The following is a 15,823-nucleotide window of genomic DNA, read 5'->3' on the forward strand; positions in this document are numbered from 1 at the left end:
GTACCCGCTCGCCAAGCCGCGAAACCCCGCCAACCACAACGCTCAGCCGCCCTGCTGGCCAGGCCGTCCCGGCCCTCCGCCCGCCGCGTCCGCGGGGCAGCCCAGCCCGCCCCTCCAAGCCCCCGCCGAACTCGGTCCCGACAATCACCGCGCCACCACGACAACTCAGCCCCGGCCCGCCCAGCCGAAACCCGAGCCCCCGCAACACCGCGCCTCTTCCCCTTCCGACAACCCCGCCCAGCCGGAACCGAACTGCGGCAACGCCTCACCTCTCCCCGCCCTCCGACCCCACCCAGCCGAAACCAAGCCCCCGCAACACCGCGTCCCTCCCCGTCCCGGCAACACCGCCCAGCCGAAACCAAGCCCCCACAACGCCGCGCCTCTCCCCCTCCCGGCAGCCCCGCCCAGCCGAAACCAAGCCCCCGCAACACCGCGCCCCTCCCTCGCCCGACAACCCCGCCCGCCGCATGGACTTCCGTCCATTCAGCCGGTCACGTCCCCGATACGCGGCAGGGCCCCGACCTCATCCGAGGTCGGGGCCCTGCCGCGAAACGAATACCGGGGCTGTTACTTCTTCTTGGCCGCCGAGGTGCGCTTCGCCGGGGCCTTCTTGGCCGCGGCCGTGGTCTTCTTCGCCGCCGCGGTGGTGGTCTTGGCGGCGGGCTTGGCGGCTGCCTTCGCCCGCGTGGTGGTGGCCTTCGGGGCCGCCTTGGCGCGGGTGGCGGTCGACTTCGCCGCGGTCGCGCGGGTCGTCGTCTTGGTCGCGGCGGCCTTGGCGGGAGCCTTGGCCGCGGTGGCGCGGGTGCGCGTGGCGGCGGGCTTCGCCGCCGTGGCACGGGTGCTGCGCGTGGTCGTCGAGGCGGCGCGGGCGGTGGTGGCGCGCGCGGTGGTGCCGGTGGCCCGCTTCGCCGCCGTGGCCTTCGGCAGCTTCTTCGAACCGGAAATCACGTCCTTGAACGTGGTGCCCGCGCGGAACGCCGGAACGTTCGTCTTCTTCACTCGCACGGCTTCGCCGGTGCGCGGGTTGCGCGCGGTGCGGGCGGCACGAGCGCGCTTCTCGAACACCCCGAAGCCGGTGATGTTCACCTTTTCGCCCTTGTTGACCGTCCGGATGATGATGTCGACGAGACCGTCGACGGCCTCCGAAGCAACCTTTTTGTCGCCCAGGCGCTCCGACAGCGCCTCGATCAGCTGGGCCTTGTTGGCCATTCCAGTCCCTCCAAGAAGAACTCTTCGTCCACGGCCAGGTCGGCCGGCTAACGCACACGGTATTACCAAGACAGCACAAATTCCAAACGGCACGCGAAATTTTCCCTTGCGGCGGGAACGGTTCCGCCCTCCCGAAGGACCCGATTCCGGTCCCGGGAGGCGCCGTTTGGCGTGGGCGAAGAGGGGCCCGCCGGGGGTGGATTCCCTTTCCGAGCAGGGAATCCGCCTCCGGCGGAGCAGGTCAGGAGGTGGCGGCGGGAAGCGTCACGGGCTTCCAGGAGGGCCGCTGGGACTCGAACGCGTCGATGTCCCCCGCGTGGCGCAGAGTCAGCGCGATGTCGTCGAGCCCTTCGAGCAGCCGCCAGCGGACGTAGTCGTCGATCTGGAAGGGCGCGGTGAAGTCCTTGGCCCGCACGGTCTTGGCCTCGAGGTCCACCGACACCTCGGTGCCGGGCTCGTTCTCCAGCAGCTTCCAGAGCAGTTCGACGTCCGACTGCTCGCACTGCGCGGCGACGAGGCCGCCCTTGCCGGAGTTGCCGCGGAAGATGTCGGCGAACCGGGACGAGATGACGACCCGGAAGCCGTAGTCCAGCAACGCCCACACGGCGTGCTCGCGCGACGAACCGGTGCCGAAGTCCGGCCCGGCGACGAGCACGGACCCGTTGGCGAACGGTTCCTGGTTGAGGATGAAGTCCTCCTGCGCACGCCAGGCGGCGAACAGCCCGTCCTCGAATCCGGTGCGGGTCACGCGCTTGAGGTAGACGGCCGGGATGATCTGGTCAGTGTCCACGTTGGACCTGCGCAGCGGGACCCCGATCCCGGTGTGCTGGGTGAACGGTTCCATGGGAGTGGCTCCTCTCGGGGAAGTCAGGCGGGCAGGTCGGCGGGCGAGGACAGGGTCCCGCGCACGGCGGTGGCGGCGGCCACGAGCGGCGAGACGAGGTGCGTGCGCCCGCCCTTGCCCTGCCGTCCCTCGAAGTTGCGGTTGGAGGTGGACGCGCTGCGCTCGCCGGGGGCGAGCTGGTCCGGGTTCATCCCGAGACACATGGAGCAACCGGCCTGCCGCCATTCGGCTCCCGCCTCGGCGAAGATCTTGTCCAGTCCTTCCTCCTCGGCGGTCTTGCGCACCCGCATCGAACCGGGCACCACGAGCATCCGGACCGAATCGGCCACCTTCCGCCCGCGCAGCACCTCGGCCGCGGCGCGCAGGTCCTCGATCCGGCCGTTGGTGCAGGAGCCGAGGAACACGGTGTCGACCGCGATCTCGCGCAGCGGCGTGCCCGGCTTCAGATCCATGTAGGACAGGGCCTTCTCAGCGGCGAAGCGCGCGTTCTCGTCCGGGATCTCGGCCGGGTCGGGCACCGATTCGCCCAGCGGCAGGCCCTGCCCGGGGTTGGTGCCCCAGGTCACGAACGGCGTCAGCTGGTCCGCGTCGAGGTGGACCTCGGCGTCGAATTCGGCGCCCTCGTCGGTGCGCAGCTCGCGCCAGGCGGCGACGGCGGCGTCCCAGTCCTCGCCCTTCGGGGCGTGCGGACGGCCCTTCAGGTAGGCGAAGGTGGTCTCGTCCGGCGCGATCATGCCGGCCCGCGCGCCCGCCTCGATCGACATGTTGCAGATGGTCATCCGGGCTTCCATCGACAGCTCTTCGATGGCCTTGCCGCGGTACTCCAGGACGTAGCCCTGTCCGCCGCCGGTGCCGATTTTGGCGATCACCGCGAGGATCACGTCCTTGGCGGTGACGCCCGGCTGCAGCGTGCCGTCGACGTTGACCGCCATCGTCTTGAACGGCCGCAGCGGCAGCGTCTGGGTGGCGAGCACGTGCTCGACCTCGGAAGTGCCGATGCCGAACGCCATCGCGCCGAACGCGCCGTGCGTGGAGGTGTGACTGTCGCCGCACACCACGGTGGTGCCCGGCTGGGTCAGCCCGAGCTGCGGCCCGATCACGTGCACGATGCCCTGTTCGGCGTCGCCCATCGGGTGCAGCCGGACGCCGAACTCCTTGCAGTTGCGGCGAAGCGTCTCGACCTGGGTCCGCGACACCGGGTCGGCGATCGGGAGGTCGATGTCCACCGTGGGGACGTTGTGGTCCTCGGTGGCGATGGTGAGGTCGGGGCGGCGCACCTTCCGCCCGGCCAGCCGCAGTCCGTCGAACGCCTGCGGGCTGGTCACTTCGTGCACCAGGTGGAGGTCGATGTAGAGCAGATCCGGCTCGGCGCCTTCGCCTCGGCGCACGAGGTGGCTGTCCCACACCTTCTCCGCCAGCGTGCGAGCCTTGCCGGTGGGGCTGGTCATCTCCGGCTCCTTCCTCGGGATCGGCCGGGAGCACGGAACCCGGACGTGCCGGTGAGGAGGGGGCAGCCGCGGCTGTCCGCGGCTCCGGGTTTCGTTTTTCCCAGATTCTGGACTTCCCACACTGCGGGAAGATAGTATCGCGTCGTGGGACAGCATAGCGGTATCGGAGTACTGGACAAAGCCGTGGCCGTGCTGCAGGCGGTCGCCGAGGACCCGTGCGGGCTGGCGGAACTCTGCACGCGCACCGGTCTTCCTCGCGCGACCGCGCACCGGCTCGCGGTCGGGCTCGAAGTGCATCGCCTGTTGCGGCGGGGCCCGGACGGACGCTGGCGGCCGGGCACCGCGCTCGCCGAACTGGCGGGCGGCTCGACCGACCCGTTGCTCGACGCGGCGAGCTCGGTGCTGCCGAAGCTTCGGGACATCACCGGCGAAAGCGTTCAGCTTTACCGGCGCGACGGCGTGCAGCGCGTGTGCGTTTCGACGGCGGAACCGCCGAGCGGTTTGCGCGACACGGTCCCGATCGGGTCGCGCCTGCCGATGACGGCGGGCTCGGGCGCGAAGGTCCTTGCCGCGTGGTCGGATCCGCACACGCAGCGGACGATCCTCGCCGACGCGGTTTACGGCGAACGCACTCTGCTCGAAGTCCGCCGCCGCGGCTGGGCGCAAAGCGTCGCCGAACGCGAACCGGGCGTCGCGAGCGTTTCGGCGCCGGTGCGCGATTCCTCCGGCACCGTCGTGGCCGCGGTCTCAGTGTCCGGCCCCATCGAACGCATAGGGCGCAAGCCCGGCGCCCGATGGGCAGCGGACCTCCTCGCCGCCGCCGACGCGCTCCAGGAACGCCTCTGACGCCTCGCTCCCACCACGCGCCAACCCCAGGCCGCCTCCCCGCCGCACCGGCGGGAGGCGGCCTTTTTCGCGCAGCCGTTCCTCGCCGGCTTCACAACCGGCGAACGCACTCCGCTCGACGCGTGCCCTCGGCTGGGCGCGAAACGCCGCCGGACGCGAGCCCCCGATTCCTCCGGCACCGCACCGGCGGTCCGGCCGAACACCTCAGCCCCCACTCCGCGCCTCCGGCAAAGCGAACCCGCTCCGCCCGAACGCACCCCGCGGCCGGAACCCCCAAGCATCACCGAACCCGGCGCTGCGAGCGTTCCCTTCCCGCGCCCGATTCCTCCGCCACAACCGCCACTGCATCACCGCCCCGGCCGTCAGAACCGCCACCGCACCACTGCAACAACCGTCAGAACCGCCACCTCTCCGCCAGAACCGCCACAAGCGGCAGAACCGCCACCTCCCCTCCCGCCAGAACCGCCAGTGCGCCACCGCCCCGGCCGAACGCGCCCGGCGGCCAAGACCCCAAGCGCCGCCGAACCCGAAACCGCGAGCGCTCCCGTCCCCCATTCCGCCACCCCGCCGAACCCGCCGACCGCGAACCGGCGCGACCGGAGGCCGGTCTCCCCGCCGCCGCCCCTCTCCGGCAACGCCTCCGGCACCCCCGCTCCCGCCGCGCCGCAACCCCGGCCGGTGTCCCGCCACGCCCGTGCGGGGCAGCCTTTTTCGCGCGGTTTTCGATCGTCCTCAGTAGACCGTCCGGCCGCTTCGGGGGTCGTCCGAGCGACCGCGCGCGACCCCGCCGCACCACCTCAAGAAAAGGCAAAACCGCAGGACAACGGGTGTCTACATGCGACTTTGCCGGTGCCGCAAGCACTCTCGCGCGTCTTCCGGCCAGTGAAAGAATCCGGCGACCCGGCCCGTCCGCGCGCTCTCCGGTTGCCCGACACGGCAACGAAAAAGGCAGGTCCCGATTGGACTTGCGAAGTCTATGGGTGATAATGACTGCGTTCGGCCTGTATGGCCGTATAAAACAAGTTCTGGTTGGAGGAACTGGAATGGCCAACAAGGCCCAGCTGATCGAAGCTCTGTCGGAGCGCATCGGCGACAAGAAGGCAGCCGCGGAAGCCGTCGACGGTCTCGTCGACATCATCATCCGCACCGTCCACAAGGGCGAAAAGGTCACGATCACCGGCTTCGGCGTCTTCGAAAAGCGCGCTCGTGCCGCCCGCACCGCGCGCAACCCGCGCACCGGCGAAGCCGTGCGGGTCAAGAAGACCAACGTTCCGGCGTTCCGCGCGGGCACCACGTTCAAGGACGTCATCTCCGGCTCCAAGAAGCTGCCGAAGGCGACTGCCGTGAAGCGGGCGACCGCCAGCACCGCGAAGGCGACCGCCACCCGCGCCACGGCGTCGACCACCACTCGCGCCAAGGCCGCCGCCGCCAAGCCGGCCGCCACCCGCACCCGCGCCACCGCGGCCAAGGCTCCCGCCAAGGCCACCGCCGCGAAGGCCACCACCACCCGCGCCAAGGCGACCGCCACCAAGGCCACCACGGCCAAGGCGGCTCCGAAGGCCACCACCACGCGGGCGAAGGCCGCCGCCAAGCCGGCCGCCAAGAAGACCACGGCGACCGCGAAGAAGGCTCCGGCCAAGCGCACCTCGGCCGCGAAGAAGAAGTAACTCCGGTTCTCCGGAACCTGACGACAAGCCCCGCCCGGCTTCTCCCCGGGCGGGGCTTGTCGCATCTCTGCCCTTTTTTCCTCCCCCGCGCGCACCGTCCGGCCTCCGCAGCGGGCTCGGCACTGGCGACGAACCCACGCCACTGATTCCGAAACAGCACCAGAGCGTCCGACCCGGCGGGACTTGCCGCATCCCTGCCCGCACCGCCCCACCTCCACAGCAGGCACGACACCGGCGACGAACCCACGCCACCGATTTCCGAAACAGCACCAAAGCGTCCGACCCGGCAGGTTCGTCGCATCTTTGCCCTCCCCCACCCGCACCGCCCCGGCTCCGCAGCGGGCGCGGTGCCGAACCGCGCCGCCGATTTCCGAAGCAGCAGCAGAGCGTTCGACGGGCCACCGCCAAGATCCGTTGGCACGCCTGCCCGTCCGAACCTCGCGGACCGCGAAGCCTCCACCGGGGCCTCCGCGGCGGGCATTGTCCCCGCCGGACCGCATCCGCGCAGCGCGAAGGAAATCGAGGACCCACCCCGCCGTTTCCCTGAGCACACCGGCCATCTCGAGCCCGCGGCCAGTCGATCACCTGTTCCCCCAAGCAACTGCGTCCGCCCGCGCGAAGCGTTTCCTTGCCGTGTCCGGTCCGGCACCATGCGTGGCCGTCGGGTGTCCGCGGTCACCCGGGCCGCGCACGGTCCACAACAGACTTTCGGGTTGTTATGCGAACGTGACAACCACGCACCGTGGCCACCGGTAATCCAGTCGGGCGAACAGCCGATTCCGGACTGGTTTCGCCAGCGCACACCGTCTTTTCCCCGCCGCCGCACCGGTGTCTCGCGGGCGCGCGCACCGCGCCGGCGAAAGTGGGTGCCGGGCCACGAAAACCGGCCGTCATCGGTGAACCGGTCGCGCGATCGGCTCCGATCAGTGTTGGTCTATGCAATCATGTCGCCCGGCAAAGGACCCCGAATGCGAGAACATGAGACGACTGTGCCGATAGTTCGTGTGGAGAAGCTGTACAAAGTGTTCGGCCGCCGGGCGGAAGAAGCGGTCGGCAAGCTGGAGAACGGCGCGGACCGCGCCGAATTGGACCTGCCCGGCGTGACCGCGGCGGTGATCGACGCCTCCTTCACCGTGGAGCGCGGCGAAATTTTCGTGGTGATGGGACTGTCCGGTTCGGGCAAGTCGACCCTGCTGCGCACCCTGAACGGATTGCTCCCGGCCACCTCCGGCCGGGTTCTGGTGGACGACATCGACCTCACCGACAAGTCCGCGGGACAGGTGCGCGAGCTGCGCCAGCGGCGGATGAGCATGGTGTTCCAGCACTTCGCGCTGTTCCCGCACCGCACCGTCGCGGAGAATGTCGCCTACGGGCTGAGCGTGCAGAACGCGCCGCGCGAGCGGCAGCGCGAACGCACCGCCGAAGCACTGGAGATGGTCGGCCTCACCGGATGGGAGGACCGGTTGCCCGGTCAGCTTTCCGGCGGCATGCGCCAGCGCGTCGGCCTCGCCCGCGCGCTGGCCGCGGACACCGAGATCCTGCTGATGGACGAGGCGTTCAGCGCGCTGGACCCGTTGATCCGCAAGGAGATGCAGGACCAGCTCCTGATCCTGCAGCGGCAGCTGGGCAAAACGATCGTGTTCATCACGCACGACCTCAACGAGGCCATGCGCCTCGGCGACCGGATCGCGATGATGCGCGACGGCCGGATCGTGCAGGTTTCGACCGCGCGGGAGATGCTCACCGCGCCGGCCGACGAATACGTCGCGAAGTTCGTGCGCGACGTCGACCGCTCCCGGGTGCTCACCGCGTCGGCCGTCATGGCGCCCGCGGAAATCTCGTTCACCCCGGCCACCACCGTCGCCGAAGCTCGGGAAACGATGCTCCGGAACGAACTTTCCGGCGTGCTCGTCACCGAGGACGGCAAGTTCGCCGGAGCGGTCGACCGCCGCGCGGTGAGCGAAGCCGCCGACCGCGGCACCGAAACGATCGCCGCGCTGGTCGACCGATCCGCCGCGCGCACCGGCCCGGAAACCCAGATGGCCGAACTGTTCGGCCACGCCGCTTCCGCGCCCGCGCCGCTCGCGGTGGTCGACGCCGACGGCACGCTGCTCGGCGCGGTGACCCGCGAGGCGCTGCTGAACGCGCTGAGCACCGGAGAAAACGACGACCAGGAGGTGAACGCCCGTGTCTGACAACGTCCTCGTCGGCGACCTGCCGCAGATTCCCGTCGGCACCTGGTTCAAGGCGGTCATCGACTGGCTGCAGGGCAACATCGGCCCGTTCTTCGATTTCGTCGACAAGATCGTCAACGGCGCGGTCACCGGGCTCGCCTCCGGGCTGACCTGGCTGCCGTGGCCGGTGCTGGTCGTGGTGTTCGCCGGGCTCGGCTGGTGGCTGCGCGGCTGGAAGTTCGGCCTCGGCTCGGCGATCGGGTTCGCGCTCATCGACAGCCTGCGCGAATTCCCGTCCGCGATGCAGACGCTGTCGCAGGTGCTGATTTCCGGCGTGGTCGCGGTGGCGATCGCGGTGCCGGTCGGGATCGCGGCCGCGCGCAACGAAACGGTGAGCCGGATCGTGAAGCCGATCCTGGACTTCATGCAGACGCTGCCCGCGTTCGTCTACCTGATCCCGGTCATTTTCTTCTTCTCGATCGGCCCGGTGCCGGGCGTGGTGGCGACCGTCGTGTTCTCGCTTCCGCCGGGCGTGCGGCTGACCGAACTCGGCATCCGCCAGGTCGACCCGGAAATGGTCGAGGCGGGCGAGGCGTTCGGCTCGCCGCCGCGGCGGATCCTGCGGGAGATCCAGATCCCGCTCGCGATGCCGTCGATCATGGCCGGCATCAACCAGATCATCATGCTGTCGCTGTCCATGGTCGTGATCTCCGGCATGGTCGGCGCTCCCGGGCTCGGCGCCGAGGTCTACGCCGCGGTCACGAGCCTGAAGCTGGACCTGGGTTTCAACGCCGGTCTCGGCGTTGTCGTGCTGGCCATTTACCTCGACCGGCTCACTTCCTCGCTGGGGGCGCGCTCCGCGGTGGGACGCGCCCTCCGCCGGGCCGACGCGGCCTGATCCACCTCCACCGCAACGAGAAAGGACGAACGAGTGCGCACTTCGAAACGGCTCAGCCGGATCCTCGCCGTGGGCGCCGCCGTGACGGCCCTGGTCGGCCTCACCGCGGCGTGCGGCGGCCGGGAGTCCCAGTCGAACAACAGCCAGGAAGCCAAGAGCGTCACCATCGGCTACATCAACTGGGACGAGGACGTCGCCCTCACCAACCTGTACCAGGCGGTGCTGGAGGAGAAGGGGTACCAGGTCAAGACGCAGATGCTCGACGTCGGCCCGATCTACGCGGGTCTCGCGAAGGGCGACGTCGACCTGTTCCTCGACTCGTGGCTGCCCGCGACGCACAAGCAGTACTGGGACCAGTACCAGAACCAGGTCGAAGACCTCGGCGTCTGGTACGACAACGCGACCCTCAACCTCGCCGTGCCCGACTACGTGAGCGACGTCAACAGCATCGCCGACCTCAAAGACAAGGCGAGCATGTTCGGCGGCAAGATCACCGGCATCGAGGCGAGCGCGGGCGAGACGGGCATCGTGCAGAAGACCGCGATCCCGCAGTACGGCCTCGACGGCGCGATGACCCTGCAGAACTCGTCGACCACCGCGATGCTGGCCGCGCTCGACAGCTCGATCAAGGCGAAGAAGCCGATCGTCGTGACGCTGTGGCACCCGCACTGGGCGTACTCGCGTTACCAGCTCAAGGACCTCAAGGACCCGAAGGGCGCGATGGGCAAGGGCGAGCAGCTGCACGCGCTGGGCCGCAAGGGCTTCGGGAAGGACTTCCCGGCGCTGGCCGCCGTGGCGAAGAGGCTGAAGATGTCCGACGAGGACCTCGGTTCGCTCGAGGACGCGATCCAGAAGGCCCCGAAGGGACAGGAAAAGACCGCCGCCAAGCAGTGGGCGGATCAGCACAAGCAGTTCGTGGACCAGGCTTTCGCCGGTCTCTGAGCCCGTGCCGCACGACCCCGCCTCCCGTTCGCCGGGACGGCGGGGTCGTTTCTTTTTCAGCAGGCAAGGGCAGCTGAGGTGGCCCGATTCCCGCCTGATTCGTTGCCCAGCACCGTTATCGAGCGGATTTCGCCGCGCGATGCGGCACACTGGGCACATGTCTCGCGCGCCGATCTCTGCCCGCACCGACGTACCCGACGACGTCGACGCGGTCACCGAAGCCGTGCTCACCGCGTCCCGGCTGCTGGTCGCGGTGTCCGCGCGGTCCATCGCCTCCGCGGGCGACCTCATCACGGTGCCGCAGTTCCGGCTCCTGGTGGTGCTGCATTCCCGCGGCCCGCTGAAACAGGCCGCGCTCGCCGAGCACCTCGGCGTCACGCCTTCCACCGCGAGCCGGATGATCGACCGCCTGGTCGCGGTCGCTTTGGTCGCCCGGCTGGGCAATCCGTCGTCCCGGCGCGAGGTCGTCATCGAACTCACCCGCGAAGGCGACCGGATCGTCCGCGTCGTCACCCAGCGGCGACGACGCGAAATCGCGGCCATCGTGGAGAAAATGCCCGAATCGGCCCGCCGCGGCCTGGTCGGCGCGCTGACCGCGTTCGCCGAAGCCGGCGGCGAACCACCGGCCGGAAACCCAGCCGAGGCCGTCTGGGTCTAGCTTTCCGCCGCGACCGCGCGAATCCCGTCGGCCACCTCTTTCGCCGACGGCGCCTGCTCCGGGTCGAGCAGCCACTGCACCATCAGCCCGATCACCAGCGCGCTCTGCACCGCCCCGCCGACCCCGGCTCGCGCCTCCCGCAGCCCCTGCACCAGATGCCGCCGGACGTCCGGTGACCGCTCGGCCCGCACGAGTGCCTCGAGCTGCGCGACCCACAGCGCCCGATGCTCGCCGAAGCTGTCGATCAGCCGCTCGAGCCCCGGCTCGGACAGGTCGAACGACGAATCCGCGACCTGCCCGCCCAGTTCGTCGACCGCCGCGACCAGCGCCTGCGTCAGCAACGCGTCCCGCGACCCGAAGTGGTAGCCGATGGCCGCGTGACTGACCCCGGCCGCGGCCGCGATGTCGCGCACCGTCGTGTTGCCCCAGCCCCGCTCGATCAAGCAGCGCTTCGCCCCGGCCAGCAGATCCTCGCGATTGCCCATGGCGCCCAGCGTAGCGGACCTATTGCCCAAATGGTTTATCCGAATGGTTTGACCAAATGGACAAATCGAGGCTACGGTCTCCCCCATGAACGTGCTGATCTCCGGAGCTGGCGTGGCCGGCGCCACCCTCGCCGAACTCCTCACCCGCTCCGGCCACCGCGTGACGATCGCCGAACGCGCCCCCGCCCTCCGGCACACCGGTTACGCAGTGGATTTCCGCGGTGCGGCCTTCGATGTCCTCTCCGAGCTGGGCATCCTCGACGACCTCCACCGGCACGACACGAAGATGACCGGAACCGCCATCGTGGACCGCGATGGCGCCCAGGTGGACCTGCTGCCCGCCGAAGCTTTCGCGGGCGAGCTGGAAGTGCCGAAGCACGTCCTGAACGAGCTGCTGTACGCCCTGACTGTCGATCATGTCGAGTACCGCTTCGGCACCTCGATCGCGTCGCTGACGCAAACTGAGGCCGCCGTGACCGCCGAACTGACCGACGGCTCGACGGAGACTTACGCCCTCGTTTTCGGCGCGGACGGCGTGTACTCGAAGGTCCGCCAACTCGCCTTCGCCCCGCACTCCGCGGTGTTGCGGCACCTAGGCCTCTCGGGCGCGGGCTTCACGATGCCGAACTTCCTCAACCTGGACCACAGCGGTCTCCTCCGCACCTCCGACGGCACCGCGGTCTACCTGTTCAGCTCAGCGGATCCGGACCGTCTCACCGTGAGCCTGTCCTTCGGGACGCCCTCCGGGGCACTGGACCGTCTTCCCCGGGCCGAGCAGGAAGCAGCCACGCGAGCCGCTTTCGCCGGTGACGTTTGGCACACGCCTCGCCTGTTGGCGGCGATGTCGGAAGCGTCGGATTTCTACTTCAGCTCAAGCACGCAGGTGCACCTCGACCGCTGGTCGACCGGGCGGATCGCCCTCGTCGGAGACGCCGGATACTGCGCCGCGCCCACGGCGGGGATGGGCACCTCGCAGGCCCTGCTGGGCGCCCGTTCGCTGGCCCGGCACCTGGCGGACGCGGCGTACCCGGAGGCTTTCGCCGAGTACGAGGCCGAACTCCGGCCGTATGTGGCGGAAAACCAGGCGAATGGCCGCTCGGCGGCGGCAATGTTCGGCGGCGCGCGGCAGGATTGATCTTGGCTTTTCGCTCGCCGCCCCCGGCTCTGCGCTGAATCCCCTGGTTTCCGGGCTTTCCCCGCGAATACAACAAAACCCGGTTGACCTTGACGATCAACCGGGCTGGCTGTACCCCCGATGGGATTCGAACCCACGCTACCGGCGTGAGAGGCCGGCGTCCTAGGCCGCTAGACGACGGGGGCTTAGGAACTTCCCCGTTTCCGGGGCGTTTCTTGCGAGAGAGAACTTACCAGAAGCGATTTTCGCGCTTCCGAGAGGGGGTCCTCTCTGCAGCTGGGGTACCAGGACTCGAACCTAGACTAACTGGACCAGAACCAGTCGTGCTGCCAATTACACCATACCCCAGTGAGGTACTTTCCCGGTTGCCCAGGTCAGTGCCGCACGAGAAGAAATACTAGAACATCCCGCCGCGGACCGTCGCAGCGGGGGTCCCCGCCGCGCGCGGGGCGGGGACGCCGACCGTCGCGTACTCCGAAACCAGCAGCTCAGGAAGCTCGTCGAGCCCGGTCACGGTGTGCACCCCCTCCGGCGCGCGCTCGCCGGTGCGGCTGGTCCCGTCGCGGTCGAGCCACACCGCGCCGAGCCCGGCGTCGAACGCGCCGATAGCGTCGGTGTCGAGCTTGTCCCCGACGTGCACGGTGCGTTCCGGCGGGCAGTCCAGCGCCAGGCACACCGAGTGGAACATCACCGGATCGGGTTTCGCGACCCCGACTTCGCCCGCGATCGCGACGTGGTCGAAAAACGGCGCGAGCCCGAGTTCCGCGATTTTGCGCCGCTGATGAACCCCTGAGGCGTTCGTCACGGCGGCGAGCCGAAGCCCGGCGGCGCGCAGCCATTCCAGGCACGGAAGAACGTCGTCGAACAGCCGCCAGGACCGAGCCAGAATCTCCAGCCGGCGCGCCTCGAACGCGCTCACTTGCGCGGAATCGCCGAAGATCCCCAACTCGGCGAGGAAACATTCCGTGCGCCGGTGATGCATCACGTCGTAGCCGAGCTTCCCCGCGACGACCAGCGCGACGTGCTCCTCGGTGATCAAATCCCACAACGGCCAAAGATCGTCGCGCCCGGTCAGCGCGTGCAGAGTGCGGCGGATCGCGGCGGTGCAGTCGATCAACGTGTCGTCGATGTCGAGACAGACCAGGCTCAGCTCAGGAGGCGCCCACGGTTCGCGGCCGGCAACGGCCGGCGGGGCAGCATGAGCACGCGACAGAGCGGCCGGGGCGAAATCCACCCCGTGAGGCTAGGGCACTCGCCGCGTTCGCAACGCGGCCAAAAAGGTGATTACCGCGAAGCCGTTGCCGCTGACCGGCTCTACTGCCGGTGCGCAAAGTGTCCGCGCGGTGACGTTCACCACCGTCCCAGAGGGCCGAGCGGGTGAAAGACGCTTACTCCACGCTCCCCCGAAACTTGCCAATTCAGAACGATCTCCTCCCCCGTTCGCGCCGCTACCCCGTCGTGTGTTCGCCGAGAAACCCAGTCGCCCCAACCCTTTCCCGCCCCGGCGTCCACGCCCCGGTGCCCCCTGACTGTCCTCAAAGCAACAACAACCACGCATAAGTTCCGCCGCCGAACCAACCGCCCGAATCCCTTTCCGGAAATTGCCGCCGCCTCACCCTTTCCGCCCTCGCCCGAGATCCACATACGTGAACCACGCGCTATTACGCAAACTCCCCACATTCTGGCCCCTGCGCGACAACATCAACTCCGCTGTCGGCGCCAACCAGTCGACTTCCCGTCCTCCGCGATGCCTCACCCCTAACCGCGTCGACAGCAGGCAACCCCTCTCACTCTTCCCTTCGCCCCTCAGCACCCCGACTTCTTCCGCCCGCCCACCCGTTTCACCCCCGCCCACACACCTCGCCCCGACGCCCCAACCACTTCCGCCACCACTCCCTGTCCGCCACTCCCCTCCACCGCTCCCCGCAAGCCGCCCCGCGCGACGTCCCCCGCACAGACCCCTCCGAAACCCTCGCTCCCTCGCGATCCCCAACGCACCCCATCGGCCGACTTGACGCACCCTCCGCCCAAGGTGCACCATCACCTTATTCAACAGACGATGAATAAGAGGGAGCTGGGGAAGATGACCGAGCACACGGGCTGCGTCATCGTCGGCGGCGGACCGGCAGGCATGGTGGCGGGCTTGCTCCTGGCCCGAGCGGGCGTGGAGGTGACCGTGTTGGAAAAGCACGCGGACTTCCTCCGCGATTTCCGCGGCGACACAGTCCACCCGTCCACCCTCACGCTCCTGGACGAACTGGGCCTCGGCGAGAAATTCGAAGCCCTGCCGCACACCAAGGTGACCACAGTCGGAATCCCGGCCCCGAACGGCGACGCACTGACCCTCGCCGACCTGTCCCGCCTGAAGGTCCACCGCCCGTACGTAGCGATGGTCCCCCAATGGGATTTCCTGGACCTGCTCGCCGAGACGGCGCAGAAGGAGCCGACCTTCACCCTCCGCCTGGAAACCGAAATGACCGGACTCCTCCGGTCGGGCCGCCGAGTAACCGGCGTCCGCTACCGCACCGCCGACGGCGCCGAAGGCGAACTGAACGCAAACCTGGTCATCGCCGCAGACGGCCGCTGGTCCCTGGCCCGCCGCTCGGCCGGCCTCACCCCGCGCGAGTACTACACCCCGTTCGACGCCTGGTGGTTCCGGCTTCCCCGCAAGGCGGAGGAACAGGAAGCCACCCTGGTGCCGAGGATGCGCAACCGCCGCTTCGCGGTGCCGTTGCCGCGCAAGGGCTACTACCAGATCGCCTACCTCGCCCCGAAGGGCAAAGACCTCAACGACGCCGGCATCGAAAGCTTCCGCCGCGACGTCACCGAGGTCTGCCCGGAATTCGCCGACCGCGTGCACGAACTGAAGTCCATGGACGACGTCAAATTCCTCAACGTCCGCCTCAACCGCCTGCACCGCTGGCACGTCGACGGCCTGTTGTGCATCGGAGACGCCGCCCACGCGATGTCACCGGTAGGAGGCGTCGGAATCAACCTCGCGGTACAAGACGCCGTCGCCGCCGCGAGGCTACTGGCCGATCCGCTCCTCCGAGGCAAACCGACCGAAAAGGACCTCGCCGAAGTCCGCCGCCGTCGCCTCCTGCCGACCGTCGCCGTCCAAGGCCTGCAACGCCTTCTCCACCGCCGCGTGATGGGCCCAGTGATGACCGGCCGCACCGACGGCCCCCCGCCGCAGTTGATCGCCCTGCTCAAGCGCTTCCCGCAACTCTCGCGAGTCCCGGCCTACCTCATCGGCGTAGGCATCCGCCGGGAATCGGCCCCACCCTTCGCCCGCCGCCCCACGGAACCGGCTAGCCGCTGACCCCCACCCACCTCGCCGTCAACCGGCACACCATCACCTGCTCACCCACCCACCGGCAACCACCCCCGCCGGTGGGCCCGGACCAACCAAAGACGACCCGCTCTCGCCACCCTCCGGCAACGACACCACCGGGCACGAGCCCGCCTCGCCCTCAAACGGCAACCGCGAGTCGCTCACCCAGCAGCCGATCCCCCT

Annotated in this window: 13 protein-coding genes and 2 tRNA genes; 8 read left to right on the forward strand and 7 right to left on the reverse strand. The window is 69.3% G+C overall.

Annotated features, from left to right (window positions below; translation table 11 throughout):
• Window positions 1–567: 567 nt before the first annotated feature.
• From F9C11_RS40415 to leuC, 3 genes are all read right to left on the reverse strand, one after another.
• Entirely contained in the window at window positions 568–1,209 is a 642-nt protein-coding gene (locus F9C11_RS40415) for an HU family DNA-binding protein (protein ID WP_409182597.1), read from the reverse strand.
• A gap of 241 nt (window positions 1,210–1,450) precedes the next feature.
• The gene (gene leuD, locus F9C11_RS40420) at window positions 1,451–2,053 is read right to left on the reverse strand and encodes a 3-isopropylmalate dehydratase small subunit (protein WP_409182598.1); all 603 of its coding nucleotides are present in this window, start codon (window positions 2,051–2,053) and stop codon (window positions 1,451–1,453) included.
• A 23-nt stretch (window positions 2,054–2,076) separates the two neighbouring features.
• On the reverse strand, window positions 2,077–3,501 hold the full coding sequence (leuC, locus tag F9C11_RS40425; RefSeq protein WP_409182599.1) for a 3-isopropylmalate dehydratase large subunit: 1,425 nt from the start codon (window positions 3,499–3,501) through the stop codon (window positions 2,077–2,079).
• A gap of 144 nt (window positions 3,502–3,645) precedes the next feature.
• Between leuC and F9C11_RS40430 the strand changes: the two genes are divergently transcribed.
• From F9C11_RS40430 to F9C11_RS40455, 6 genes are all read left to right on the forward strand, one after another.
• Window positions 3,646–4,347: an IclR family transcriptional regulator gene (locus tag F9C11_RS40430; protein WP_009074079.1), complete on the forward strand. Its 702-nt coding sequence runs from the start codon at window positions 3,646–3,648 to the stop codon at window positions 4,345–4,347.
• A gap of 1,043 nt (window positions 4,348–5,390) precedes the next feature.
• On the forward strand, window positions 5,391–6,014 hold the full coding sequence (locus F9C11_RS40435; protein ID WP_409182600.1) for an HU family DNA-binding protein: 624 nt from the start codon (window positions 5,391–5,393) through the stop codon (window positions 6,012–6,014).
• Between the two features lie 968 nt (window positions 6,015–6,982).
• Window positions 6,983–8,209, forward strand: coding sequence for a glycine betaine/L-proline ABC transporter ATP-binding protein (locus F9C11_RS40440; protein WP_409182601.1), 1,227 nt, complete (start codon window positions 6,983–6,985; stop codon window positions 8,207–8,209).
• A complete protein-coding gene (locus tag F9C11_RS40445; RefSeq protein ID WP_409182602.1) occupies window positions 8,202–9,086 on the forward strand; it encodes an ABC transporter permease in 885 nt (294 codons plus the stop codon). Before F9C11_RS40440 ends, F9C11_RS40445 begins: the two co-directional genes overlap by 8 nt.
• 33 nt (window positions 9,087–9,119) lie before the next feature.
• Entirely contained in the window at window positions 9,120–10,028 is a 909-nt protein-coding gene (locus F9C11_RS40450; protein WP_409182603.1) for a glycine betaine ABC transporter substrate-binding protein, read from the forward strand.
• 157 nt (window positions 10,029–10,185) lie between these two features.
• On the forward strand, window positions 10,186–10,686 hold the full coding sequence (locus F9C11_RS40455; RefSeq protein ID WP_409182604.1) for a MarR family winged helix-turn-helix transcriptional regulator: 501 nt from the start codon (window positions 10,186–10,188) through the stop codon (window positions 10,684–10,686).
• On the opposite strand, the gene F9C11_RS40460 is transcribed toward F9C11_RS40455, so the two are convergent.
• Entirely contained in the window at window positions 10,683–11,171 is a 489-nt protein-coding gene (locus F9C11_RS40460; protein WP_409182605.1) for a TetR family transcriptional regulator, read from the reverse strand. The genes F9C11_RS40455 and F9C11_RS40460 overlap by 4 nt on opposite strands.
• An 85-nt stretch (window positions 11,172–11,256) precedes the next feature.
• Between F9C11_RS40460 and F9C11_RS40465 the strand changes: the two genes are divergently transcribed.
• A complete protein-coding gene (locus tag F9C11_RS40465; protein WP_409182606.1) occupies window positions 11,257–12,306 on the forward strand; it encodes an FAD-dependent monooxygenase in 1,050 nt (349 codons plus the stop codon).
• 112 nt (window positions 12,307–12,418) lie between these two features.
• Here the strand turns inward: F9C11_RS40465 and F9C11_RS40470 are convergent.
• From F9C11_RS40470 to F9C11_RS40480, 3 genes are all read right to left on the reverse strand, one after another.
• A tRNA-Glu gene (locus tag F9C11_RS40470) sits at window positions 12,419–12,491 on the reverse strand.
• 91 nt (window positions 12,492–12,582) lie between these two features.
• Window positions 12,583–12,654, reverse strand: a tRNA-Gln gene (locus F9C11_RS40475).
• Between the two features lie 49 nt (window positions 12,655–12,703).
• On the reverse strand, window positions 12,704–13,540 hold the full coding sequence (locus F9C11_RS40480; RefSeq protein WP_409182607.1) for an HAD family hydrolase: 837 nt from the start codon (window positions 13,538–13,540) through the stop codon (window positions 12,704–12,706).
• Between the two features lie 849 nt (window positions 13,541–14,389).
• Here F9C11_RS40480 and F9C11_RS40485 point away from each other — a divergent pair.
• On the forward strand, window positions 14,390–15,628 hold the full coding sequence (locus F9C11_RS40485; protein ID WP_409182608.1) for an FAD-dependent oxidoreductase: 1,239 nt from the start codon (window positions 14,390–14,392) through the stop codon (window positions 15,626–15,628).
• Window positions 15,629–15,823: the final 195 nt, after the last annotated feature.

Source organism: Amycolatopsis sp. VS8301801F10, assembly GCF_046195355.1.
Classification (GTDB): domain Bacteria; phylum Actinomycetota; class Actinomycetes; order Mycobacteriales; family Pseudonocardiaceae; genus Amycolatopsis.

Coding starts and splice junctions, on each gene's coding strand:
- F9C11_RS40485 (WP_409182608.1), top strand. CDS start 14,390: ATGACCGAGCACACGGGCTGCGTCATCGTCGGCGGCGGACCGGCAGGC.
- F9C11_RS40465 (WP_409182606.1), top strand. CDS start 11,257: ATGAACGTGCTGATCTCCGGAGCTGGCGTGGCCGGCGCCACCCTCGCC.
- leuD (WP_409182598.1), bottom strand. CDS start 2,053: ATGGAACCGTTCACCCAGCACACCGGGATCGGGGTCCCGCTGCGCAGG.
- leuC (WP_409182599.1), bottom strand. CDS start 3,501: ATGACCAGCCCCACCGGCAAGGCTCGCACGCTGGCGGAGAAGGTGTGG.
- F9C11_RS40435 (WP_409182600.1), top strand. CDS start 5,391: ATGGCCAACAAGGCCCAGCTGATCGAAGCTCTGTCGGAGCGCATCGGC.
- F9C11_RS40460 (WP_409182605.1), bottom strand. CDS start 11,171: ATGGGCAATCGCGAGGATCTGCTGGCCGGGGCGAAGCGCTGCTTGATC.
- F9C11_RS40455 (WP_409182604.1), top strand. CDS start 10,186: ATGTCTCGCGCGCCGATCTCTGCCCGCACCGACGTACCCGACGACGTC.
- F9C11_RS40440 (WP_409182601.1), top strand. CDS start 6,983: ATGCGAGAACATGAGACGACTGTGCCGATAGTTCGTGTGGAGAAGCTG.
- F9C11_RS40415 (WP_409182597.1), bottom strand. CDS start 1,209: ATGGCCAACAAGGCCCAGCTGATCGAGGCGCTGTCGGAGCGCCTGGGC.